At 70.9% G+C, this 23,125-nt stretch carries 20 protein-coding genes; 10 read left to right on the forward strand and 10 right to left on the reverse strand.

Annotated features, from left to right (window positions below):
- Positions 1-44 precede the first annotated feature (44 nt).
- The gene (locus HKK74_RS24825; protein ID WP_187245740.1) at positions 45-431 is read left to right on the forward strand and encodes a VOC family protein; all 387 of its coding nucleotides are present in this window, start codon (positions 45-47) and stop codon (positions 429-431) included.
- A 52-nt stretch (positions 432-483) separates the two neighbouring features.
- On the opposite strand, the gene HKK74_RS24830 is transcribed toward HKK74_RS24825, so the two are convergent.
- Positions 484-1,341, reverse strand: coding sequence for an alpha/beta fold hydrolase (locus HKK74_RS24830; protein ID WP_187245741.1), 858 nt, complete (start codon positions 1,339-1,341; stop codon positions 484-486).
- Between the two features lie 493 nt (positions 1,342-1,834).
- On the opposite strand from HKK74_RS24830, the gene HKK74_RS24835 reads away from it, so the two are divergent.
- Positions 1,835-2,362: a PH domain-containing protein gene (locus tag HKK74_RS24835; RefSeq protein ID WP_312881727.1), complete on the forward strand. Its 528-nt coding sequence runs from the start codon at positions 1,835-1,837 to the stop codon at positions 2,360-2,362.
- Positions 2,363-2,378: 16 nt separating this feature from the next.
- Here HKK74_RS24835 and HKK74_RS24840 read toward each other — a convergent pair whose 3' ends face one another.
- A complete protein-coding gene (locus tag HKK74_RS24840) occupies positions 2,379-3,395 on the reverse strand; it encodes a phosphotransferase family protein (protein WP_187245742.1) in 1,017 nt (338 codons plus the stop codon).
- 152 nt (positions 3,396-3,547) lie between these two features.
- On the opposite strand from HKK74_RS24840, the gene HKK74_RS24845 reads away from it, so the two are divergent.
- Positions 3,548-5,179, forward strand: a complete 1,632-nt coding sequence (locus HKK74_RS24845; protein WP_222722698.1) for a long-chain fatty acid--CoA ligase — start codon at positions 3,548-3,550, stop codon at positions 5,177-5,179.
- A gap of 18 nt (positions 5,180-5,197) precedes the next feature.
- Here the strand turns inward: HKK74_RS24845 and HKK74_RS24850 are convergent, their stop codons facing one another.
- Positions 5,198-5,782, reverse strand: a complete 585-nt coding sequence (locus HKK74_RS24850) for a TetR/AcrR family transcriptional regulator (protein ID WP_312881728.1) — start codon at positions 5,780-5,782, stop codon at positions 5,198-5,200.
- Positions 5,783-6,233: 451 nt separating this feature from the next.
- Between HKK74_RS24850 and HKK74_RS24855 the strand changes: the two genes are divergently transcribed.
- Genes HKK74_RS24855 through HKK74_RS24875 form a run of 5 tightly spaced genes read left to right on the forward strand, consistent with a single transcriptional unit; the run spans position 6,234 to position 11,151 of the window.
- Positions 6,234-7,100: an ABC transporter ATP-binding protein gene (locus HKK74_RS24855; RefSeq protein ID WP_187245744.1), complete on the forward strand. Its 867-nt coding sequence runs from the start codon at positions 6,234-6,236 to the stop codon at positions 7,098-7,100.
- Positions 7,093-7,797: an ABC transporter ATP-binding protein gene (locus tag HKK74_RS24860; protein WP_187245745.1), complete on the forward strand. Its 705-nt coding sequence runs from the start codon at positions 7,093-7,095 to the stop codon at positions 7,795-7,797. The genes HKK74_RS24855 and HKK74_RS24860 overlap by 8 nt, the downstream gene beginning before the upstream one ends.
- Positions 7,797-8,675, forward strand: a complete 879-nt coding sequence (locus HKK74_RS24865; RefSeq protein ID WP_187245746.1) for a branched-chain amino acid ABC transporter permease — start codon at positions 7,797-7,799, stop codon at positions 8,673-8,675. Before HKK74_RS24860 ends, HKK74_RS24865 begins: the two co-directional genes overlap by 1 nt.
- Entirely contained in the window at positions 8,672-9,775 is a 1,104-nt protein-coding gene (locus tag HKK74_RS24870) for a branched-chain amino acid ABC transporter permease (protein WP_222722699.1), read from the forward strand. Before HKK74_RS24865 ends, HKK74_RS24870 begins: the two co-directional genes overlap by 4 nt.
- A gap of 56 nt (positions 9,776-9,831) precedes the next feature.
- Positions 9,832-11,151, forward strand: coding sequence for an ABC transporter substrate-binding protein (locus HKK74_RS24875; RefSeq protein WP_187245747.1), 1,320 nt, complete (start codon positions 9,832-9,834; stop codon positions 11,149-11,151).
- Positions 11,152-11,383: 232 nt separating this feature from the next.
- Here HKK74_RS24875 and HKK74_RS24880 read toward each other — a convergent pair whose 3' ends face one another.
- A complete protein-coding gene (locus HKK74_RS24880; protein ID WP_187245748.1) occupies positions 11,384-12,514 on the reverse strand; it encodes an acyl-CoA dehydrogenase family protein in 1,131 nt (376 codons plus the stop codon).
- Positions 12,511-13,704, reverse strand: a complete 1,194-nt coding sequence (locus HKK74_RS24885) for an acyl-CoA dehydrogenase family protein (protein ID WP_187245749.1) — start codon at positions 13,702-13,704, stop codon at positions 12,511-12,513. The genes HKK74_RS24880 and HKK74_RS24885 overlap by 4 nt, the downstream gene beginning before the upstream one ends.
- Positions 13,705-14,023: 319 nt before the next feature.
- On the opposite strand from HKK74_RS24885, the gene HKK74_RS24890 reads away from it, so the two are divergent.
- Positions 14,024-14,779: a nuclease-related domain-containing protein gene (locus tag HKK74_RS24890; RefSeq protein ID WP_187245750.1), complete on the forward strand. Its 756-nt coding sequence runs from the start codon at positions 14,024-14,026 to the stop codon at positions 14,777-14,779.
- A 122-nt stretch (positions 14,780-14,901) separates the two neighbouring features.
- Here the strand turns inward: HKK74_RS24890 and HKK74_RS24895 are convergent, their stop codons facing one another.
- Positions 14,902-16,509 carry an alkaline phosphatase D family protein gene (locus HKK74_RS24895; protein ID WP_187245751.1) on the reverse strand — a complete coding sequence of 536 codons (1,608 nt, stop codon included), beginning with the start codon at positions 16,507-16,509 and terminating at the stop codon, positions 14,902-14,904.
- 109 nt (positions 16,510-16,618) lie between these two features.
- Complete coding sequence (locus tag HKK74_RS24900; RefSeq protein WP_187245752.1) at positions 16,619-17,461, reverse strand: SDR family oxidoreductase; 843 nt, start codon at positions 17,459-17,461, stop codon at positions 16,619-16,621.
- A 265-nt stretch (positions 17,462-17,726) separates the two neighbouring features.
- Between HKK74_RS24900 and HKK74_RS24905 the strand changes: the two genes are divergently transcribed.
- Positions 17,727-20,048, forward strand: a complete 2,322-nt coding sequence (locus HKK74_RS24905; protein ID WP_187245753.1) for an HNH endonuclease signature motif containing protein — start codon at positions 17,727-17,729, stop codon at positions 20,046-20,048.
- A 171-nt stretch (positions 20,049-20,219) separates the two neighbouring features.
- On the opposite strand, the gene paaI is transcribed toward HKK74_RS24905, so the two are convergent.
- The 3 genes from paaI to HKK74_RS24920 all read right to left on the reverse strand — a co-directional run bounded on the left by paaI (position 20,220) and on the right by HKK74_RS24920 (position 23,036).
- Positions 20,220-20,627 carry a hydroxyphenylacetyl-CoA thioesterase PaaI gene (gene paaI, locus HKK74_RS24910; RefSeq protein ID WP_187245781.1) on the reverse strand — a complete coding sequence of 136 codons (408 nt, stop codon included), beginning with the start codon at positions 20,625-20,627 and terminating at the stop codon, positions 20,220-20,222.
- 236 nt (positions 20,628-20,863) lie between these two features.
- Positions 20,864-21,784: a hydroxymethylglutaryl-CoA lyase gene (locus HKK74_RS24915; RefSeq protein ID WP_187245754.1), complete on the reverse strand. Its 921-nt coding sequence runs from the start codon at positions 21,782-21,784 to the stop codon at positions 20,864-20,866.
- A gap of 1 nt (position 21,785) precedes the next feature.
- Positions 21,786-23,036 carry a CaiB/BaiF CoA transferase family protein gene (locus tag HKK74_RS24920; RefSeq protein ID WP_187245755.1) on the reverse strand — a complete coding sequence of 417 codons (1,251 nt, stop codon included), beginning with the start codon at positions 23,034-23,036 and terminating at the stop codon, positions 21,786-21,788.
- Positions 23,037-23,125: the final 89 nt, after the last annotated feature.

The following is a 23,125-nucleotide window of genomic DNA, read 5'->3' on the forward strand; positions in this document are numbered from 1 at the left end:
GCGTACGGCCGGACGGCGACGACCGGTGGTGACAGGATCTGACCATGGAGGTACTCAGCAGCCGGATCCTGCTCCGCCCCACCGACGCCGAGCGCAGCCGCCGCTTCTACCGGGACACCCTGGGCCTGGCGGTCTACCGGGAGTTCGGCCCGCCGGACGATCCGGGGCTGGTGTTCTTCCTCGGCAACGGATTCCTCGAGGTGTCGGGGCACGACCCGCGACCTCCTGGCGGCTCACCCGCGATCTTCATGCAGGTACGTGACGTGCGAGCGGAGCACGCGCGGTTGCACGCCGCCGGCGTCACCGTCACCCGGGAGCCGAGGCGGGAGCACTGGGGACTGATCGAGATGTGGATCGAAGACCCGGACGGTGTGCGCATCGTCCTCGTCGAGGTACCCGACGACCACCCGCTCCGGCGCGACTCGCGCTGAGCCGGCGGCGTTGTACGGCGCGACCGGCGAGCGCCTTTACATTGTAGATCCGTTATGTCACAGATCCGTCCAGAAAGTCGATCAGGGCGGCGTTGAACTCCTCCGGGCGTTCCAGCGGCGGCAGGTGCCCGGTGTCGGGCAGCACCACCTTCCGCGCGCCCTTGATCCCCTCGGCCAGCAGGTCCGACGCCGCCTGGATCTCCGGTACGTCCGCCGACCCGATCACCACCAGCGCGGGTACGCCGACCTCGGCGAGCCGCTCCTTGGCCGGCGACGTCGGCGGCCGGCCGGGCGCCTGCGGCACTGTCCACATTCGCTCGTTGACCAGCCGGTCCATGTCCAGGGCGAGCCGCCACACCTCCGGCGCGAGGTCGGCGCGGCTCCGGCCAGGGCCTGCGACGAGGAACTCTGTCTCGGCCGCCGCGTGGGCGTCCAGGTCGGCCGTCTCGACGGCCCCCGCCGCTCCGGCGCGGTAGCGCCGAAGGCGGTCGAGGCCGATGACGCTGTGCACCCGCTCCCGGTAGAGGTCCAGCATCGACGACGGCCACGTGTGCCCGGACAGCCCGGCGGCCACCAGCGTCAGCGAGCTCACCCGCTCGGGCGCCGTGAGCGCGGCGTCCAGGACGATCTTGCCGCCGTCGGAGCACCCAACCAGCGCGGCCTGCTGTACCTCGAGCGAGTCCAGCAGCGCGAGCAGGTCCTCATGGTGAGCGAAGTCGCCGACCGCGTCGGCCGACTCGCCGTGTCCTCGCCAGTCGTAGCGGATCACGCGGTGGCGGCCGGACAGCGCCGTGACCTGGTGCTCCCACATTCGCCGGTCGGCGCAGCCGGCGTGGACCAGCACCACCACGGGGCCGGCGCCCGCGTCGTCGCAGCCGAACCGCACGCCATTGCTCTTGATCATCGCCATCCCGTCACCCTACGCACCGCGCCCGCGCCACGTGCCTCGGCGACGCCCGACCGAGCCCGCCGCCACCGCCGTAAGGATTCGCAGCGCCCGCGCACAACTGCATGATCACGGAAGGGGAGCCGCCGCCCCACCCCAGCCGGGGCAGCCACCCTAGCGTGATCATGCACTTGTTCACCCCAGCGGACCAGCGCAGGCACGCCTAACTGCATGATCACGGCAGGAAGGTGCGCACGCCCTTCACCCGGCGCCGCCCCGACCCCCCGGACCCGGACCCGGACCGGACCCGGACCCAGCGTGTAGGGGACGAAACTGACACCTTTCCCACCCCATGGCCGTGATCATGCAGTTGTTCTCGGCCAGCGACCAGTTGTTCTCGGCCGGCGACACTTGGGTGCCCCGAGGCGCGAACAACTGCATGATCACGGCGGGGAAGGGGGCCGGGCGGCTCGCGCCCGCACGCTCTCGGGGGCGGCCGCCGTGCCATGCTGGGAGTGTGGCCGAGGAAGAGAAACGGTGGCGGGTCCGGCCCGAGCAGGTGGCACTGAAGGCCGCGGCCGCCGTGGTCTTCGCGCTGGTCGCCCTGCGCGGCGACGCGGGCTTCGTCCTGCTCGGCGGGATCATCGCCCTCGCCCTGACCGCCCTCGCCGTACGGGACATCCTCGTTCCCGTACGGCTGGCCGCCGACCAGGAGGGCATCACGGTCGTGACCGGCATCGCGGGCACGCGGCGGATCCCCTGGGCCGAGATCAAGCACATCCGGCTCTACAAGAGCCGCCGGCTCGGCCTGCCGAGCCGGCTGCTCGAGATCGACACCGGGGACTCGCTGCACCTGCTCAGCACGCACGACCTCGGTGCTCCGCCCGAGGCCGTGGAACGGGAGCTGCGCACGATCAGGCTCGGCGCCACCGGGCGGCCCGAGGACGCGGCCGGGCGCCAAGGGGACGCGGTCCAGCGGCCAGGGGACGTGATCCGGCGGCGAGGGGACGTGATCCGGCGGCCCGAGGACGGCGAGACGCGGTAGGACCGGCCCGCGCGGGCTAACGGCGCTTGAGCGTGGCGAGCCCGCGCGCGACGAGGGGCTCGACCATGCCACCGATCTCGGTGAACCCCTCCCCCACGGTCTTGCCCTGCAGATGCCGGAAGTGGATCCCTTCGCTGATCACGGCCAGTTTGAAGCAGGCGAACGCCTCGTACCAGGGCAGCGGGGCCAGATCCAGGTCGGCCGCGGCGGCATAGAGGCCGAGCAGTTCCTCACCGGGCGGGAAGCCGAACTCCGGGCGTACGGGCCGGTTCGGCAGTTCCTCGAAACCGCCCCAGTAGAGCAGCAGCAGCCCCGCGTCACTGAGCGGATCCCCGAGGGTCGCCATCTCCCAGTCGACCACCGCGGCGATCGAGTCGTCGGCGCCGACGATGACGTTGTCCAGCTTGTAGTCCCCATGCACGATCGCGGGTCGCTGTGTCACCGGGATCGACGCCGCAAGTCCCGCGCTCAGTTCCTCGGCACCATCGATCTCCCGGCTGCGCGACGCGGCGAGCTGGGTGCGCCACCGCGCGACCTGCCGCTCCAGGTAGCCCTCGGGCCGCCCAAAGCCGGCCAGCCCCACCTCCTGCGGGTCGATGGCGTGCAGCCGGCCCAGCACGGAGACGAGGTCCAGTGAGATCGCCCGCGCGCGGTCCGGGCCGAGGGTGAGGGTCTGCTCCTCGAAGCGGTAGACCGTTCCCTCGACGCGCTCCATCAGATAGAAGGGGGCGCCGAGCACGCCGGTGTCCTCGCACAGCCCGTACGTCGCCGGGACCGGCACGGACGTGCCGGCGAGCGCGCTCATCACCCGGTGCTCCCTGGCCATGTCGTGCGCGGTCGCCAGGACGTGGCCCAGCGGCGGGCGCCGCAGCACCCAGTCGCGGGTGCCGTCCGTCACGACATAGGTGAGGTTGGACTTCCCCCCTTCGACCAGCTTCGCCGACAGCGGGCCGGACACCAGATCGGGCGACCGGTGACCGAGGTGGCCGCGCAGCCGCTCCAGGTCCACACCGGGCACGTCTCCGGCGGTCATCTCCGCATCTCCGCGCTCATCTCCGCGCTCCCGAGAAGATCATCGTTGACGGACATATCCCGGCAACCCTACGGTAATACCGACTGGTCGGTATGTAGCGCAGCTCACACCCGGGATACCTCCCGCGCCCCCCGTAGGAGATGAGGTCGTCCATGATCACCAGCACCATGCAGGACTTCCCGCTCACCGTGACCGCGATCCTTCGCCACGGTGCCCGGGTGTACGGCGGCAGCGAGTGCGTGACATGGACGGGTGCGGGAGCACGGCGGGCGACGTACGCCCAGATCGCCGAGAACGCCGAACGCCTCGCGGCGGCGCTGCGGCGGCTCGGCGTGGGCACGGGCGACCGCGTCGCGACCTTCGCCTGGAACGGCCAGGAGCATCTGGAGGCCTACTTCGCGATCCCGGCCATGGGCGCCGTGCTGCACACCCTGAACCTCCGGCTGTTCCCCGACCAGCTCGCGCACATCATCGGCCACGCCGAAGACAAGATCATCATCGTGGACGACACCATCGTGCCGCTGCTGGCCCGCGTCGCGGCCGGCCTCAGCACGGTCGAGGCGTACATCGTGGTCGGGGACGGCGACGCCACCGCGCTCGAGGCGGGGGGCGCGCGGGTGCTGCGCTACCGGGAGTTGCTGGCCGCCGAGGAGCCCGGCTTCGCCTGGCCCGAGCTCGACGAGCGCGCCGCCGCCTCGATGTGCTACACGAGCGGGACCACCGGCGACCCGAAGGGCGTGGTCTACTCCCACCGGTCGACGTTCCTGCACGCCCAGTCGATGCTGTCGGCGAGCCTGGCGGGCCTCATCGAGGCCGACCGGGTGCTCGCCATCGTGCCGATGTTCCACGTCAACGCCTGGGGCCTGCCGTTCGGCGCGTTCCTGTCCGGCGCGACGCTGCACATGCCGGGCCCGTTCCTGCAGCCCGAGCACCTGACCGCGTTCATCGCCGCCGAACGCTCGACGGTGGCGTCCGCGGTGCCGACGATCTGGAGCGCCATCCTCAACCACGGCGCCGAGCACGACCTCGACCTGTCGTCGCTGCGGGCCGGTACCTCCGGGGGCGCCGCCGCGCCCCGTACGCTGCTGGAGCGGTTCGAGGCACGGTACGGCCTGCGCATCATCCAGGGCTGGGGGATGACCGAGACCAGCCCGGTGGGCGGCATGGCGTTCCCCCCGCCCGACGTGCAGCCGGGCACGGCCGAGGACGTCGACTGGCGGATGAAGTCGGGCCGGGTCGCGGCCGGGGTCGAGATGCGCATCGTCGACGACTCCGGCGCGTCCCTGCCGTGGGACGGCGTCAGCGTCGGCGAGATCGAGGTCCGCGGCCCCTGGATCACCGGGTCCTACTACCGGGACCCCGCGCCGGAGAAGTTCCACGACGGCTGGCTGCGCACCGGCGACATCGGCACGATCGACGAGCGCGGCTACTTCCAGATCACCGACCGTGCCAAGGACGTCATCAAGTCCGGCGGCGAGTGGATCTCGTCAGTAGAGCTGGAGAACCACCTCGTCGCCCATCCCGAAGTACTGGAGGCCGCCGTCATCGGCGTACCCGACGACCGCTGGGACGAGCGGCCGCTCGCCTGCGTGGTCCGGCGCGACGGAGCGACGGTGTCGGCCGCCGAGCTCGCCGCCTTCCTCGACGGCAAGGTGGCCAGGTGGCAGGTGCCGGAGAACTGGACCTTCATCGACGAGGTTCCCAAGACCACGGTCGGCAAGTACGACAAGAAGCCGCTGCGGGCGCTGTACCACGGCGGCGACCTCACCGTCGAGCGGCTCTGAGCGGCGCCCGGCCGGGGCTCACGAGGGGGTGTGGCGCAGACCGTCGAGAAGCAGGCCGACGTAGTACTCACTGACCGTGTGCGCCCCGAGCGGTCCGCCCGCGCGATACCACGTACTGACCTGGTGAACGGCACCGAAGAAGAAATGCGTGACGATATCCGCCGGCACGTCCGAGCGGAATATTCCGGCCTGCTGCCCTTCTTCGACCAGTGATCGGAAGCGCTCGTGATAGCGCCGCCGTTGGGCCCTTATCGCCCTTCTTTTGTTCTTCGGCAAGAGGTGCATCGACCGGAAAAAGACGGTCAGCTCGTCCAGATGCAGGAAGCTCGTCTCGATGACGTCGACGGCCGCTGCGCGCAGGCGCTCCTCGGCGGTGCCCTGACCATCGGCGAACTGCTCCAGCCGGCCGGTCTGCATCATGAGCAGCCGGTGGTAGATCTGGTACAGCAAGTCGTCCTTCGCGGCGAAATAGTGGTACATCGCGCCCTTGGTCACGCCGGCCGCGGCCACGATCTCCTGCACCGAAGTGCCTTCGAAGCCCTTCTCCGCGAACAACCGCGTCGCGACCGCGAGCAGCCGCTCCGGCAGCGGGCCCGTGAGCACGGCGGCACCGGACGGGGGCTGTCGCTCCGACACACCTGCCATGACTCCGCCTTCCCGCGATCAGGCCGGGCCGGCCTTCACGATCACCGTCCGCACCAGCCGGTCACCCTACCGACCCGTGACCCCGGCACGCGCCGGGGTGGACCGCCGCACCGGCGCCCAACGATCTGGTTGTGCCCGGAAAAAGGCTACCTAATGCCTGGCAATCCGTTCCAGAATTCTACTGGCGAGGAACATTACCCGACCCCATTGACGGCGTAAGACACGCAATCTATGGTGTCGATACCGACTGGACGGTATGCGCTCGATAAAGGCGCGTCCTCCAGCATCCACCCCTATCCGCTACGACACCCCTATCCGCTACCACATTCGCTTCGAGACGTATCCACGCCCTGCACCTCCACACGCTGCATCGCCGGTTCTGGACGTGTCGCCTTCGAGACGAGGAACGATGACCTCTCCTCCCGCCCTGCTCGAGCTTCGTGACGTGACGGTTCGCTTCGGTGGCCTGGTGGCTCTCGACGGCGTCTCCTTCGACGTGCCGCAGGGCCGGGTGACGGGCGTGATCGGGCCGAACGGCGCCGGCAAGACCACCGTCTTCAACGTGATCTGCGGCTTCGTCCGACCCGACGAGGGCCGGCTCCGATGGCGCGGTGAACCGCTGACCCGCCACCGGCCACACGACCTGACCAGGCTCGGCATCGCCCGCACTCTGCAGGGCCTCGGCCTGTTCCCCGGCCTGACCGTCGTGCAGAACGTGATGGTGGGCGCCGAGCGGCACGCCCGCGCCGGTTTCCTCTCCGCGCTGTTCGCGCTGCCGCGCTCGGACCGGGACGAGGCGGCCCTGCGCGACCGCGCCATGCGCCTGCTGACCGAACTCGGCGTCGCCGAGGTCGCCGGCCGGTTCCCCGGCGAGCTACCGTACGGCGTCCAGAAGCGGGTGGCGCTGGCCCGGGCACTGGTCGCCGAGCCCGACCTGGTGCTGCTGGACGAGCCGGCCGCCGGGCTGTCCGCCGGCGAGATCGACGAGCTCGCCGCGCTCATCCGCGGGCTGCGCGACGAGGTCTCCGTTGTGCTGGTCGAGCACCACATGGACCTGGTGATGGAGGTCTGCGACGACGTCGTGGTCCTCGACTTCGGCAGGCTCATCGCGCGAGGGAGCCCGGACGACGTCCGCGACGACCCGCTCGTCGTCGCGGCCTACCTCGGCGACGAGGTCGACGACAGCGCCGCGGACGAGCTCACCGAGGGCGGGACCGAGACGCACGACCAGCCGTCCCACGGCGGCGGGGTCGGATCGGAGGCCCGCCGTGCTTGAGCTCCGCGAGCTCGTCGTCGCCTACGGCGCCGTGCGCGCCCTCGACGGGGTGTCGCTCACGGCGGCGAAGGGCGGGATCACCGCCGTCCTCGGTGCCAACGGCGCCGGCAAGACCACGCTGCTGCGCGCCGTCAGCGGTCTCGTACGGCCCCGCTCAGGTGAGGTCCTGCTGGACGGCCGTGACATCGGCCGGCTGCCGGCCGAGGAGATCACCCGCCTCGGCGTGGCGCACGTGCCGGAGAGCGGCGGAGTCATCATCGAGCTGACCGTCGAGGAGAACCTGCGTCTCGGCGGGCTGTGGCGGCGGGAGAACGCCGCGCTGCGCCGCCAGATCTCGGAGATCTACGACCTGTTCCCACCGTTGCGGGTCCGGCAGGGCCGGGTGGCGGCCACGCTGTCGGGGGGCGAGCGCCAGATGCTCGCGCTCGGACGTGCGCTGGTCAGCCGGCCGCGGCTGCTGCTCATGGACGAGCCGTCCCTCGGTCTCGCCCCGCGCGTGGCCGCCCAGATCATGGCGGTGCTACGCCGGCAGCGCGACGAGCAGGGCCTCACCGTCGTCCTGGTCGAGCAGAACGCCCGCAGTGCCCTGTCCGTCGCCGATCACGCGGTGGTGCTGAGCCTCGGCTCGGTCGCCGCCGAGATCGCGCAGGGAGAGGCCATCGACGACCGGCTCCGACACGCCTACCTGGGGTTCTAATGGTCGAATTCGTCAACCTCACGCTCTCCGGCATCACCAGCGGCATGGTCTACGCCGCCGTGGCCCTCGCCCTGGTGCTGATCTGGCGGGCCACGCGCATCGTCAACTTCGCCCAGGGCGGCATGCTGATGCTGACGACGTTCCTGGCCTGGAGCGTCATCGACCGCGGCGGCTCGTACTGGGTGGCGCTGGCCGTCGCGCTCATCGCGGGTCTCGCGCTGGGCGCGATCGTCGAGCGGATCGTCATCCGTCCGGTGGAGAACAAACCGCCGCTCAACGCGGTGATCGTGACCCTGGGCCTGCTCGTGGTGCTCCAGGCCGTCGCGGGGATGATCTGGGGCGGCCAGCCGCGCTCCTATCCCCCGGCGTTCACCATCCAGGGCTTCAAGCTGGGCGAGACGGGGCTGCTGCTGTCACCGTTCGACCTGTTCGTCATCGGCGCGGTCGCGGTCGTCATGGTGGCGCTGATCCTGCTGTTCCGCCGCACGGACCTCGGGCTGAAGCTGCGTGCTTCGGCGTTCGCCCCCGAGGTGGCCCGGTTGCTCGGCGTACGGGTCGGCCGGATGCTCACGCTCGGGTGGGCGCTCGCCGCCGTCGTCGGCTCGCTCGCGGGCGTGCTCATCGCGCCTTCGGTGTTCGTCGGCCCGAACCAGTTCGACGCCGTCCTGGTCTTCGGCTTCACCGCCGCCGTCATCGGCGGGCTCGACAGCCCCGTCGGCGCCGTGGTGGGCGGCCTGGTGCTGGGCTGCGCGCTCAGCTACGTGACCGGCTACATCAGCTCCGACATCGTCACCCTCGGCGCGCTCGCGGCGCTCATCACCGTCCTCATGGTCCGCCCGAACGGCCTGTTCGCCACCTCCGCCGGGAGACGAGTGTGAATCTCCAGACGACGAATCCCCAGCCGAAGAATGCCCGTGCGCACGCACCGCTCGACCGGGGGTGGGCCGGCGTCGTACTGCGCATGCTCCGGCGGCACACGCTCCTGCGGCACACGCTGCTCGCCGTCGTCGCGGTCGTGGCACTGGCCTACCTCACGGGCGCGGTCAGCCCCTACCGCGATCTGCAGATCGCGCACATGGCGTACATCGTCTGCGCCGCCGCCGGGCTCACCGTGCTCACCGGCCTGGGCGGGCAGATCTCCCTCGGCCACGGCGCGTTCATGGCCATCGGCGCCTACACGACGGCGCTGGTGCTGAACCACTGGGCGTGGCCGCTCGCAGCGGTGCTGCTCGCCGCGGTGACGGTCACCGCCGTGGCCGGCTTCATCGTCGGCGTCGCGGCGGCCCGGCTGCACGGCCCCTACCTGGCGGGAGCCACCCTCGCGCTGGCGGTCGGGCTGCCGGGCCTGGTGAGCTACGAACCGGTCACCGGGCTGCTCGGCGGCCAGAACGGCCTGAGCGTCTCGCCCTCCCCGCCGCCGCTCGCGCTCGGCGAGACCTTCCCCCTGGAACGCTGGCAGGCCTGGATCTCCTGCCTCTGCGCGGTCATCGTGATGTGGCTGCTGGCCAACCTGACCCACAGCCGCCTCGGCCGTTCGCTGCCCGCGACCCGTGACGACGAGATCGCCGCCGCCCTGAGCGGGATCCGGGTCGCCCGGGTACGGATCATCACCTCCGTGGTCGCGGCCGCGTGCGCCGGGCTCGGCGGGGGCCTGCTCGCCGTGGTCACGACGCTCGCCGCTCCGGGCGCCTTCCCGCTCACGCTGTCGCTGCAGCTCGTCGCGGCGGTGGTACTGGGCGGCCTCGGCAGCCTGGCGGGCGCGGTGTGGGGATCGGTGGTCCTCGTCCTGGTGCCCAACTGGGCCAGCGACCCGGACGCGTCCGCGCACCTGCCGCACAACGTCGCCTCGAACCTGCCCGCGTTGATCTTCGGGACCGTCCTCATCGTCGTCACGCTGCTGTTCCCGCGCGGGATGCAGGGCGGGTTCCGGTGGGTCGGCCGACAGGTGAAGCGGCGGCTGACAGAGAGAACCGGCTGACAGAGAACCGGCTGACAGGGAACACGTCATCGGGGGTCGATACCGAGGAGGAGCACATGAAACGACCCGGGGTCCTGCGCACCCTAGCGGTCCTCGTCGCGACGGCACTCACGGCCACCGCCTGCGGTGGCGGCGACGGCGAGGGCGGCGGCCAGTCCGGCGGCTCATCGGCGCCGGGCGTCACGGCCACGACCGTCACCATCGGCAGCCACCAGCCCCTGACCGGGCCGGCGGCCCCCGGCTACAGCGCCAACTCCGCCGCCTCCAAGGCCTACTTCGACTACATCAACGAGAGCGGCGGCATCAACGGGCGCAAGATCGTCTACAAGGTCGTCGACGACGTCTACAACCCGACCCAGACCGTCGACGTCGTCCACCGGCTCGTGCTGCAGGACAAGGTCTTCGCCATCTTCAACGGCCTCGGTACGCCCACGCACACGAAGGTCCTCGACTACCTCAACGCCCAGCGAGTGCCCGACCTGTTCGTCGCCTCGGGCTGTGGTTGCTGGGATCAGCCGAAGAAGAACCCGTACACCTTCGGCTGGCAGCCCGACTACATCCGCGAGGGCAAGATCCTCGGCCAGTTCATCAAGGAGAAGTACGCGGACAAGAAGGTCGCCTACTTCTACCAGAACGACGACTTCGGCCAGGACGGCCTGAAGGGCCTGGACAAGTACGTCCCCGCGAGCCAGGTGGCCGCCCGCCAGTCGTACCAGCCGGGCGGCACCGACGTGGGCGCCCAGGCTCAGGCGATCGCCCAGTCCAAGGCCGACGTGGTGGTGCTGTTCACCATCCCGACCTACACCGCGCTCTTCCGGCTGGCGGCGCTCAAGCTCAACTACAAGCCGCAGATCATCGTGAGCAACGTCGGCTCCGACCCGATCACCCTGACCGGCCTCCTGGAGAGCTACGCCAAGAAGGGCGGCACCGAGCTCGAGGGCAACCCGCTGATCCAGGGGATCATCACCAACAGCTACCTGCCCGCCCCCGGCGCCAAGGACAACACCTGGACCGAGCTCTTCCGCAAGATCCACGCCAAGTACATCCCGAACCTGCCCTTCAACGGCAATATCATCTACGGGATGTCGGCGGCGTACACGTTCGCGCAGGCGCTCAAGGCGGCCGGCCAGAACCCGACCCGCAAGGGCTTGGTCGACGCGCTCGAGAACTCGAAGTTCACCGGCCCCGGCCTGGTGCCCTTCGCCTACAGCAAGGACTCCCACTCGGGCTACACCGGCGCGCAGATCGGCCGGATCAAGGGCACCAGCGTCGTGGTCGAGGGCCAGCCGCTCGTGACCGACGCCGGAGACGGGCCCATCCAGCCCAGTACCGTCCAGCAGCCGCAGGCCCCCGCCAACGGCGTACCGACCGGCTGACCCCCACCCCCCAGATCGCCCCTATCCGCCGTGATCATGCAGTTGTTCGCAGCACCCCCGGCCAGGGGGCGCGAACAACTGCATGATCACGCCTGTGGTGGGGGGCATTCCTCTTGCGGGATGCGTTCCTCGCCGTGATCATGCAGTTGTTCGCGGGCCCGGACTCGTCCGGGCCCGCGAACCCGCGTGGTGATCGGGTGAGCCTGCCGCTGGTGGTCGGGTGAGCCGGCCGCTAGAGCGGCAGGTCGACCAGCCCCGCGAGAGCGGCACGATGCCGGTCTGGAGTGCCGAAGGCGATGGAGGTGCTCTTGGCCCGCTTCAGGTACAGGTGCGCCGGGTGCTCCCAGGTGAACCCGATGCCTCCGTGCAGTTGCACGCACTCCTCCGCCGCCCTGACCGCCACCGTGGAGCAGTGGGCCTGGGCCACCGCCACCGCCACGGCGGTGTCCGGATCGCCCTCGGCGGCACAGGCCGCCGCGTAGCGTGCCACCGCCCGCGCCTGGCTGATCGAGACCCACAGGTCCGCGAGGCGGTGCTTGAGGCCCTGGAACGACCCGATGGGGCGACCGAACTGGTAGCGGGTCTTCACGTAGGCGACCGTGGTCTCCAGGCACCGTTCGGCGAGACCTAGCTGTTCCGACGCCAGAAGCGCGGCCCCGGTGGTGAGGGCGGCCTCCAGCGCACGGCGGGCCGCGTGACCGGTGGCCACCGGCCACGCCGGTGCCGAGGCCAGCACCAGGTCGCACAGCGGACGCGTCATGTCGAGCGACGTCACCGCGGTGCGCCGCACGTCGGCTCCGTCGACCGCATAGAGCACTCCGTCGGCGGGCACCAGCAGCACGTCGGCGGCGAGACCGTCCGCCACGCTCCGCACCACGCCGGTAAGGGTCGCGTTGCCGCCGGGCTCCCCCGCCACCGGCCGCTCGCCGGCCGGGGCGACGTCCTCCGCGCGTACCGTGGGCGCGAAGGACGCACCGGGCGGCGTGGAGAACGGCACGGCGAGCGCCGCGGTCCGTCGGCCGGCCGCGAGCTGCGCGAGCAGCTCGGTCTCTCCCGCCTCCAGCAGCGCGGCGGTGGCGACAACGGCGCTGCCGAGGAACGGGACCGGCGCCACCGCACGGCCGAGTTCCTCCAGCACGACCGCCGCCTCACGGAAGGACGCGCCGGCGCCGCCGAGCTCCTCGGGCACGGCCAGACCGGCACAGCCCAGGTCCGCCGAGATAGTGCGCCACAGCTTGGCGTCGTACGGGTCGTCGCCCTCGACGCCGGCCAGGACCTGCGACCACGGGGCCAGGTCGTCGAGCACGGAGCGTACGGCGCGCCGCAGCTCCTCCTCGATGTCGCCATAGAGCAGGTCCGTCATTTCGGCAGGTCCTTCCACGCGACGTCCTTGTCCACCCGGATCTCCCCCGGCAGGCCGAGTACCCGCTCGGCGACGATGTTGCGCAAGATCTCGGAGGTGCCGCCCTCGATGGAGTTGCCCTTGGCCCGCAGGTAGCGGTAACCGGGTGACCGGCGGGTGAAGTCCACTCCGGTCGGGCGGCGCATGGTCCAGTCGTCGTAGCGCAGGCCGTCCTCACCGAGCAGTTCCAGCTCCAGGCCCGAGGCCTCCTGATTGAGGCGGGCGTACGCGAGCTTGACCGCCGAGCCCTCGGGGCCGGGCTGCCCGGCGGCGAGTTGCTGGCGCAGCCGCATCCCGGTCAGCCGGGCCGCCTCGGTCTCGACCCACAGCCGCAGCAGGGTGTCGTGAAGGCCCGCGGTGCGCAGCTCGGGGTGCTCGCGCCAGAGCGCCGTGACCATGCCGATCATGCCGCTCTCGCGGGGTGCGGCCCCGCCGCCGATGGCGACGCGCTCGTTCATCAGCGTGGTCTGCGCGACGGCCCACCCCTGGCCGACGTCGCCGAGCCGGTCGGTGTCGGGAATGCGAACGTCGGTGAGGAAGACCTCGTTGAACTCGGCCTCGCCGGTGATCTGGCGGAGCGGGCGCACCTCGACGCCCGGCGCGGTCATGTCACAGACGAAGTAGGTCATGCCGCGGTGCTTGGGCACGCCGGGGTCGGTCCGGGCGACGAGGATCGCCCAGCGGGCCTCGTGCGCGATGGACGTCCACACCTTCTGGCCGGTGACGATCCAGTGGTCGCCGTCTCGTACCGCTCGGGTGCCGAGCGCCGCCAGGTCCGATCCGGCGCCCGGCTCGCTGAACAGCTGGCACCAGATGTCCTCACCGGTCCACAGCGGCCGCAGCAGTCTGCTCTTCTGCTCGTCGGTGCCGAAGCGCAGGATGGTGGGCGCGGCCATGCCGAGGCCGATGACGTTGCGCTCGGCCTGATTGCGCGGTGCACCGACGGCGGTGAAGGCGTCGTCGACGACGGACTGCAGCGCCCGGGGCGCGTCGAGGCCGCCGAGACCGGACGGAAAGTGCACCCAGGCGAACCCGGCGTCGAACCGGGCGCGGAGGAACTCCAGCGGCTCGGTCGACCCGGGATCGTGGGTGTCGAGGAACTCGTGGACGCGACGGCGGAGGTCGTCCGCGTCGGCGGTGGATTCGCTCACGATGGCGACCTTCCGGGCCGGGATGGATGCGGGGCGGCAGCATACCGACTGGTCGGTATGCGTCCAGCCTAGAAACGCGGGCGACCGTAGTCAACGAGACGCCACCGAACCGATGATCTCAACCGGCTGATGCCATATGTAGCCGGATGCAGCGATGTGGAGTGATATCTGGTGATTGATGGCGACTCACCGCGGGGTAAGTCCGACAGTGCCCCCCGTCTTGAATCTTTGCCTGATCCGTGATGTTCAACATCCCGCCCAGACGTGGTATCCAACGGAATGGCGGTAAGTAATGACCCTCGGCGTCCTGGGAGCGGAAATGATTGGCAAGTCCATCTACCTGAGGGATCGGCCGGCCTTCACCGGCGGATCGCCGCAGGCCGTGTACGAGGAGCTGTGGGCCCAAGGACGCCGTGAGCGGCTCCGGTTGCGCGCCATCATGGCCGGCGCCGCCCTCCTTCTGGGCGGGTATCTGGTGACGCCCGTCTTCGGCGTGGCGCTCGCCCTGATCGTCGCGGGGCTGGACGTCGCACACCACTCGTGGAAGCGCACCTCCGCGAGCCTGTGGCGCAAGGGACTGACCGGCGACGAGCGGATGAACCGCCTGCTGCGCCTCACTCTGGAGCGGCAGGGATACCGCGTGCTGCACTCCCGGGCGATCCCGGGCCACGGAAAGGTCGACCAGCTCGTCATCGGCCCGAGCGGCGTGTGGCTGATCGACAACCAGGCGTGGCATCCGGAGACGGAGATCGAGGAGTACGGCGGCAAGCTCTTCATCGACGGCAAGTCCGGCCGGACCAAGGTCGACGGGCTGCACGGCATGGCCGTCACGGTGGCCGAGTTGCTGTCAGAGCGCGTCGAGACGGACGTGCTCGCGACCGCGGTGATCGCCGTGCACTGCGGCCGGCTCCGGCGCAGGATCACCGCGAACGGCATCTCGCTGATCCGGGCCTTCCAGATCCCCCGCTGGATCCGCCGCCAGAAGTACGCCCCGTACTCGGCCGAACAGGTCGAGCTCATCACGCGAGCGGCCACCCACGTGCTGCCGATCGGCAATCGCGGTCTCACCGCCTGACGCGAGCCCGGGGGACCTCGAGACACGCTCGCGCGGCCTCGCGCCCCCGGGCTCGCCCTTCACATCATTGGAACCGTTCACATGGTTCCGGCCGCCCGCGGGAGTCAGATCGCCCGCGGGAGTCAGACTCGGACGATCCGCTGCGAACCGCTGGTGGTGGCGAAGGACATGAGCAGGGACGAATCGGTGTCCGCGCGGGTGCGATCCGAAAGCGCGTACCAGTCCATCCGCACCCGAGCCTGCTGCACGTCCAGGACGCCGTAACCGTGCGAGTCCAGCTCGACCTCGCGGACGTGCCGGTTGGTGGTCCGCAGCACGCCCTCGGCGACCGGTGACAGCGACCTCGGCGGCACCTTGAGGATGTCGTCGATGTTGTCGCTGGTCACCGAGGGGACGACGAACTCGGTAGCGACCGACGGCGACAGCGGGTAGGTCGCGGCGGTGAGCGGGACGTCGTTCGCCCACGAGGTGTGGATGTCCCCGGTGAGGAAGACCGTGTTGTCGATTCGGCCGTCCCGCAGATGGCCGAGAAGCTCCCTGCGGTCGGCCGTGTACCCGTCCCACTGGTCCGCGTTGACGGCGTAGCCGCCGTCCGGAATGCCGAGCAGCTTCGCGAGCGGCCCGAGCAGGTACGCGGGAAGCGCACCGAGCGCGACCGGGCTGATCATCACCGAGTTGCCGACCAGCCGCCATCGGGTCTGGCTCGCCGACAGGCCCGCTTTCAGCCAGGCCATCTGGGCGTCGCCGGTGATGGTCCGCGCGGGATCGTCGACCGCGACGCCACTCGCCTGCTGCGAGCGGTGGCTGCGCAGGTCGAGCAGGGTCAGCTCGGCCAGCCGCCCGAACCGGAGCCGCCGGTGGATGGCGCCGTCGGCGCGCACCCGGACGGGCATCCACTCGTAGTACGCCTGCCTGGACGCCGCCAGCCGGGCCGCCCACGGACCTTCGGTGGCCGGGTCGTGGTTCTCCGCCCCGCCCGACCAGGCGTCGTTGGCCACCTCGTGGTCGTCCCAGACGATCATCCACGGATGACGGGCGTGCAGCGCCCGCAGGTCCGGATCGGACTTGTAGAGCCCGTGCCGCATCCGGTAGTCGGCGAGCGTGAGGATCTCGTGGACGGGCACGTTCGGGCGGACCACCCGGCCCCCGGCGGCGAACTCACCGGTGCCGTACTCGTAGATGTAGTCACCGAGATGGATGATCCCGAAGAGATCGTCGCGGGCGGCGAGGTGGCGGTAGGCGGCGAAGTGCCCGGCCTCCCAGTTCGAGCACGACGCGACCCCGAACCGCAGACCCGCGACATCGGCGTCCTGCGCCGGAGCGGTCAGGGTCCGTCCGGCCGGTGAGCTCACGCCGTCGACGGTGAACCTGTAGTGGTAGCCGGTGGCCGCGCTGAGCCCGCGTACGTCCACCTTGAGGGTGTGATCGCGGTCGGCACCGGTCCGCACCGAGCCCGAGGCGACGACCTGCTCGAAGCGGGCGTCGGCCGCCACCTGCCAGCCGACGTCGACGGCCGGCCCGCGTCCCGAGCCGGGCAGGGCGTCAGGGGTGGGGGTCACGCGGGTCCAGAGGATCACGGAGTCCGGCAGCGGGTCACCGGAGGCGACCCCATGCTGGAAGTACGCGGTCTGCGAGGCGCCGGCCCGGCCCGCGAGCAACCCCGCGGCGGTGACACCCGCGACTCCCGCACCTGCGGCACGGAGGAAATCACGGCGCTCGAATCGGTTCACCGCCTAAGGATCACCTACGGGCGGTAACAGATAAAGACCCCGGAACAAGACGATGCGGTTACTTCATCGTGCCGCTGTGCCTTAACCACTGTGCCTTGACCGGAGTGGGTCAGTGCCCGCCGTGGCGCCGGAAGCCTCCCTCCGTGTTGATGACCTGCCCGGTGATCCATTCGGCTTCGTCGGTGGCCAGCCAGGCGATGAGCCGGGCCGGGTCGTCCGGGTCTCCCCAGCGGCGCTGCGGGAAGTGCTCCTCGGCCAGTCGCCGCACGAACTCGGGCGGCGCGTAACCGGTGTCGACCGGGCCCGGATTGACGGTGTTCAGGGTGATCCGCTGGTCGGCCAGTTCGTCGGCGAGGGTGCGGCTGATCGAGGCGAGGGCGCCCTTGCTCGCGGCGTAGGCGACCTCGTCGCGCATCGGGCCGAGATCCTGCCCCGACGTCATGAACACCACGCGGCCGCCGGGCCGCCCGTCGTGGTGAGCGGCGAAGGCCTTCGTCAGCAGGATCACAGAGCGGGCGTTCACCGCCCAATGCGCGTCGAGCATCTCCGCGTTCTGAGCGTGCAGAGGGCCGTCACCGCCGCTGCGGGCGTGGTTGCAGACGAGGACGTCGACGTGCCCGAACGACTGTACGGCCGCGCCGAGCAGCCGTCGCGGAGCATCCGGATCGGCGAGGTCGAGACTCACGTGCTCGACGCGCGCTCCGTCGGCGAGCACCTCGGCCACCCCGGCGACGACGGCGTCGGGCCCACCGGGATCGGCTCCCCAGGGCTGCTCGCGGTCATGCGGCGCGTAATGGTGCAGCATCAGGTCCGCGCCGTACGCGGCCAGCCTGCGGGCGGTCGCGTATCCGATGCCCGCCCGGCGGCTGACGCCGGTCACCACCGCGACCCGGCCCCGCAACGGAAGGGCGTCGCGTCGCGGATCTTGAACCAAACCGTCATTTAGCATCATTCTCGCAATTATGGCAAATCGCAAAATATAGTACAAATCAATAAAAACAAGAGTGGCCATAAAACCGGGCCGCCGATTGGCCGGGACCATTGCTTTTCGAACTCCAGTTCGATAAATTAATACTGGCAAGCAGCTCACCCCCGCTCCCGACCCGCTCCGCCCATCCCTATTCGCGCTGGAGGCCGCCGTGTCGGAACCATTTCCGGTGTCTTCGCCGTCGTGTGCGGCGGAGGCATTGGCGATGGCCGAGGCTGCGTTCGATTTCTTGAACGAGGAGGATGTGCCGTCGTTGCCGGTGGCGACGCTGGCGGAGCTGTTGAAGCACTGGGCGCGGGTGGCGGCCAAGGGCGCCGCGGCGCACGCCGGGCTGGTGGGAGCCTTCCATGCCGGTTCCGGCCCGCGGGCCGATGGGCAGCGATCGGTGGGGGCGTGGCTGTCGCGGTTCACGCGGTGCACGCCGGCGGCGGGGCGGGGACAGGTCGCGGCGGCGTTCAAGTTCCGTCGTCACCCGCATGTGCGGCAGGCGCTGGCCGATGGGACTCTGACCGAGTCATACGGCCGGTGGATCGCCGAGGCGGTGGAGAGGTTCCCGGCCGAGGACCGGGAGGCGGTCGAGGGCATCCTGGTCGAGGCCGCCAGCTCGGGTGCCACGCTCGACGACCTGGTCACGATCGCCACCGCGGCGTTGCGCAGACTGCGCCCCTCGGGGCTGGAGGACGAGGCGGCGCGACGGCACGGCGAGCGGAACCTGACGGTGTCGAAGACGCTGGGCGGCGCGGGCCGGATCAACGGGGATCTGACCGCCGAGGCCACGGCGCTGACCGAGACGGTGATCGAGTCGCTGGCCGTCAAGGCCGGCCCGGAGGACACCCGTACCAAGGCGCAACGCCGCCATGACGCGTTGGTCGAGGCCTTTCGCCGGCTGACGTACTCGGGTCTGCTGCCCGAGCGCGGCGGGTCCAAACCTCAGGTGAAGGTCGACATGGACCTGGCGACCCTGCTGTCCCTGCCGGGGTCCGCGCAGGCCGAAGAGGAATGGATCGAGCACGCCACCGCCCAGCTGACCCGCGACCGCCTAAAGCACACCGGCACCGGCACCGGCACCCGTGCGAACGCCGACGCCCAAGCCGAGGACGAGGACGAGGACGAGGACGTCCGTGCACTACTACTTCTCGACGAGACGCCCGGTGACTACGTACCTGAGAACGCACCTGAGAACGCACCTGAGAACGGGTCCGCGAGCGATCAGGCGAACGCACCAGCGCCCGCGCCCGCGCCCGACCAGGCGAACGCCAGGACCGAGAACGCGACCGTGCCCGATCCAGCGCACGGCTCCGAGATCGAGAATGCGTCCGCGCCCCACCCGGCAAACACATCCGGGACCGAAGGCCCGCCCGCGTCCCACGCCCCAAAGCCACCTGCGCTCGACCCGGCGAACACGTCCGCGGCCGAGAACCAACCCGCGGCCGTACCCGACCCGGCGAACTTGTCCAGGGCCGGGAACGCGCCCGCACGCCTTCCCGCGAACGCACCCGCAGCAGCGCTCGACCCGGCGAACCCGCCCGAGCCCGAGCACCCACCCACCCGCCACCCGGCGAACGCATTCGCGTTCGACATCGCGAACGGGTCCGGAGCCGGGCGGGGGAATCGGATGGCGGACGGTTTACCGAAGCCTGCGCACGATCCGGTGAACCGGTCGCAGAACGAAGCAGTGACCGGGACTGTGAACGGGCCGCTCCGGCAGCCGGCCGGCGACCCCTGGGATACGTCGCTCAGCGGATCGGTGAACGGGCCTCACGGGACGGCCCAACCGCCCTTGCCCGGGCTCGGCAGCGGCGCGAGCCTGCACGGTGTCGGGCCGATCGGAAATGGTCTCGCGGGCGCGCTCGCCTGTGATTCGGTCATCACGCCCGTCGTCACGGCTGCCATCGACCTCGACGCGCTGGCGAAGATGACCGAGCAATGGCTGGCGCACTATTTACCCCGGCACCCGGCCGGTCCCACCTCGGAGGAGCCTTGGAGCCCGAACGGCGACCGCGACCACCGCTGCGAGCGCCCGCCCGGCGAAGCCGCACACCACGCCGCCGGCGGATCCGGCGGTCCCCCCGGCCGATCGTCGGGCGCGGTGACGGACGTCCTCGGTGAAGAGCACCTCGCCGAGTTGCACCGAGGGATGCTCCGCTGGGCCATTCAGGTGCTGTCCGGACCGGGCGGGCTTGCGTCCTATCTCCGCACCCGCCGGCTCGCCGGCCCGCTGGCCACGCCGAGCATCGTCCTCGACGCCGGGGCCGACGGCAGGACCGTCCCGGCCGCGCTCGAGCGGCTCGTCCGCCGCAGAGACCGACAGTGCCGGTTCCCCGGTTGCGACCACCCGGCCGCACTGTCCCAGGTCCACCACATCACGCCCAGATCCCGCAACGGGCCGACGGCGCTGTGGAACCTGCTCACCCTCTGCAGCTTCCATCACCTCATCGCCGTGCATACCTGGGGCTGGAACATCAGGCTCAACGCCGACGGCACGACAACGGCGACCGCACCGGACGGGCGCACCCTCAACGAACACGACCCACCCCGCCGAGCCGCTTGATCGCCCTGATGGCGCGCACCGACCGACCCGCAGTCATTGCAGTTCCCCGGCGTAGACGCATCGGACGGCCACGGTTGCCGCCTGGCGAGACCCGGCGCCCCGCCGGCCGAGCCGTCTTTCAGCGCTGCGGCGCGGACTTCCGGGCGTTGAACACGCCCGGCGTCCGCCGGATCAGCCGATCTGTGAGGCGGGCGGGTCCAAGAGCGATTCCGCACGGCCGCGGCTGTGCCCCCGGAACTCCGCGATGACCGCGTCATCGCCGCTTCGGCGTACGGTCACGTCGTAGATCCCGCTGCGTCCGTAGCGAGTGCGTTCGACGGCCTCGGCGATCAGCTCGTCGCCCAGCCGGGCCGGGGCCACGAACACGACCTCGGCCGACGCGGCGACGGTCACCTGGCCATAGGTGTTGCAGGCGAAGGCGAAGGCGTCGTCGGCGAGCAGGAACACGTACCCGCCATGGGCGATGTCGTGGCCGTTGACCATCGAGGACGTCACTCGCATCCGCGCCCGAGCCCGGCCGGGGCCCACGTCACTGATCTCGATGCCGAGGTGCCGCGACGCCTCGTCACGTTCGTACATCACCTCTGCGCAGCGCCGCGCCAGCTCTTCCGCCTCTGTCACGTGATCACCGTAGGCCAGGATGCCGCCGATGCCGAAGCCGAGGCGGACGCCGGGACGCTGTTCGCCAGGAGGGGGTCGACGCCGGCCGTGGTGACCGCCGGCCGGAACCGGTGCCTTGCGAGCCGGGCCGTGCGAGAGCCGGGGCCGTGCAGGCCGGGGCCGTGCGGGCCGGGGTCACGCGTGGGTCGGCCGGGTCAGCTCGCGCGGAGCGGGGAGGGTACGGCCGGTACGGAGGCCAGCGCGGAGCCGAGTCGGTGGCCGATCAGGTCGGCGAGTCGGTCACGGAGGTGGTGGAGCTTGGGGCCGTCGACGCCAGTGCGGATGCCCTCTCGGTGGAACAGGTGCACCAGGTCGTCGGTGGCGATGTTGCCAGCGGCCCCCGGGGCGAAGGGACAGCCGCCGAGGCCGCCGAGGGCGGCGTCGAATCGCCGGACGCCGAGGCGGACCGCCTCCCACGCGTTCGCCGCCGCCATGCCGTAGGTGTTGTGCAGGTGCAGGCCCACGGGGATGTCGGGGTGCTGGTCCTGGACGGCCGTCACGGCGCGGCGGACCTGTCCGGGGTTGGCGGCTCCGATGGTGTCGGCCAGGTGGACGACCTCGGCTCCGATCGCCACCAGCCTGGCCGCGAGCCTGGTGACGCGCTCGACGGGTGTGTCGCCGTCGAAGGGGCAGACGAAGGCGGTCGCGATGGACGCCTCCAGCCGTACGCCGGCCGCGGTGAGGATCTCGGCGCACTCTTCGATCCGGTCGAGGGACTCGGCCACGCCTGCCCCCGTGTTGGACCGGCTGTGCCCCTCGCTCGCCGAGACGACGAAGCGGACCTGTCGTGCTCCCGCGTCGATGGCCCGCCGGGCACCCCGCGCGTTGAACACCAATGTGTGCAACTGCGCGGGCAGGTCGGCGCCGAGTAGCCGCAGCAACTCGTCGGTGTCGGCCATCTGTGGCACGCGGGCCGGATTGACGAAGGCGCCGACCTCCAGGGAACGCAGCCCGGCGTCCACGAGGCCGGTCGCGAGCCGCGCCTTGTCGGCCGTACGGAGCATCGTGGCCTCGTTCTGCAGGCCGTCCCGGAGCATGACCTCGGTGATGACGACGCTGTCGGGCAGTCCATCCATGTCAGATCACTCCCTCTTCGCGCAGGTCCGTGAGGGCGTCGGCGCCGAGGCCGATCTCGCCGAGCACCGCGGCCGTGTGAGCGCCGAGTTCCGGGCCGAGCCACTCGGTGCGACCGGGGGCGCGCTCGAGCTTGGGGACGATCCCGGGGAACATGACGTCGGCCTCCTCCTCGGCGTCGATGCGCACGCTCTGCCGCTGGAGCATGCCGCGCGCCTGGTAGTGGGGGTCCTTGGCGATGTCCGCCGCGGTGAAGATGGGCCCGCAGGGCACCTCGGCGCCCTTCAGCTTCCGGAGCACATCCTCCTGGCGGTTCTCGCGGGCCCACTGACCGATCACGTCGTCGAGTTCGTCGACGTGCGCGACCCGTCCGGTGTTGTCGGACAGGCGGGGGTCCGTCGCCAGGTCGTCCCGATCGATCAGCCGCATCAGCCGCTTGAAGATCGCGTCGCTGTTGCCGCTGATGACGACGTGGCCGCCGTCGGCGCACCGGTAGGTGTTGGACGGCGCGATGCCCGGCAGCGAGCTGCCGGTGGGCCCGCGCACCACGCCGAAGGCGTCGAAGTCGGGGGTCAGCGACTCCATCAGGGAGTAGACCGCCTCATAGAGCGCCACGTCGACCACCTCGCCGGTTCCCCGTCGAGCCCGTTGCCGCAGCCCCATGAGCGCTCCGATGACGGCGTAGAGACCGGCCACCGAGTCGGCCAGGCTCACGCCGACCCGGGTCGGTGGCCGGTCCGGCTCTCCGGTCAGATGCCGCAGGCCGCCGATCGCCTCCGCGACACCGCCGAAGCCGGGAAGGTCGCGGTACGGGCCGGTCTGGCCGTAGCCGGAGATCCGTACCAGCACGATCCCCGGGTTCACCGTCCGCAGCCGGTCGGGCCCGAGCCCCCACAGCTCCAGCGTCCCGGGCCGGAAGTTCTCCAGGACCACGTCACTGCGCCGAGCCAGTTCGAGGGCGATCTCGCGGCCCCGGGGATGCCGCAGGTCCAGGGTCACCGATTTCTTGTTGCGCCCCATCACCCGCCACAGCAGGGAGGTGTCGCCGCCGTGCAGGCGCCAGCGCCGCAGTTCGTCCCCGGTATGAGGGCGTTCGACCTTGATCACCTCCGCTCCGAACTCGGCCAACAGCCGCCCCGCGGTGGGGGCGGCGATGAAGTTGCCCAGTTCGAGCACCCGGACGCCCTGGAGCGGTCCGTACCCGCCCGACTCGGCTTCGACGCCGCCTGGTGGGGCGGCGCTCTCCTTGCCCATGTGCTGACCTCCTGGCCGGGGGGTTCGCTGATCTCGGCTCGCGGTGGCGTGCTCTGACCGCTTCACATGCCGCTTCACATCCGCATCAA

Source organism: Actinomadura alba (assembly GCF_014323705.1).
Lineage (GTDB): Bacteria > Actinomycetota > Actinomycetes > Streptosporangiales > Streptosporangiaceae > Actinomadura_C > Actinomadura_C alba.

Bases quoted from the DNA above. Each gene is read 5' to 3' on its own strand.
- HKK74_RS24825 (WP_187245740.1), top strand. From the start codon at position 45: ATGGAGGTACTCAGCAGCCGGATCCTGCTCCGCCCCACCGACGCCGAG.
- HKK74_RS24830 (WP_187245741.1), bottom strand. From the start codon at position 1,341: ATGGCGATGATCAAGAGCAATGGCGTGCGGTTCGGCTGCGACGACGCG.
- HKK74_RS24840 (WP_187245742.1), bottom strand. From the start codon at position 3,395: ATGACCGCCGGAGACGTGCCCGGTGTGGACCTGGAGCGGCTGCGCGGC.
- HKK74_RS24845 (WP_222722698.1), top strand. From the start codon at position 3,548: ATGATCACCAGCACCATGCAGGACTTCCCGCTCACCGTGACCGCGATC.
- HKK74_RS24855 (WP_187245744.1), top strand. From the start codon at position 6,234: ATGACCTCTCCTCCCGCCCTGCTCGAGCTTCGTGACGTGACGGTTCGC.
- HKK74_RS24865 (WP_187245746.1), top strand. From the start codon at position 7,797: ATGGTCGAATTCGTCAACCTCACGCTCTCCGGCATCACCAGCGGCATG.
- HKK74_RS24875 (WP_187245747.1), top strand. From the start codon at position 9,832: ATGAAACGACCCGGGGTCCTGCGCACCCTAGCGGTCCTCGTCGCGACG.
- HKK74_RS24880 (WP_187245748.1), bottom strand. From the start codon at position 12,514: ATGACGGACCTGCTCTATGGCGACATCGAGGAGGAGCTGCGGCGCGCC.
- HKK74_RS24890 (WP_187245750.1), top strand. From the start codon at position 14,024: ATGATTGGCAAGTCCATCTACCTGAGGGATCGGCCGGCCTTCACCGGC.
- HKK74_RS24900 (WP_187245752.1), bottom strand. From the start codon at position 17,461: ATGATGCTAAATGACGGTTTGGTTCAAGATCCGCGACGCGACGCCCTT.
- paaI (WP_187245781.1), bottom strand. From the start codon at position 20,627: ATGTACGAACGTGACGAGGCGTCGCGGCACCTCGGCATCGAGATCAGT.
- HKK74_RS24915 (WP_187245754.1), bottom strand. From the start codon at position 21,784: ATGGATGGACTGCCCGACAGCGTCGTCATCACCGAGGTCATGCTCCGG.
- HKK74_RS24920 (WP_187245755.1), bottom strand. From the start codon at position 23,036: ATGGGCAAGGAGAGCGCCGCCCCACCAGGCGGCGTCGAAGCCGAGTCG.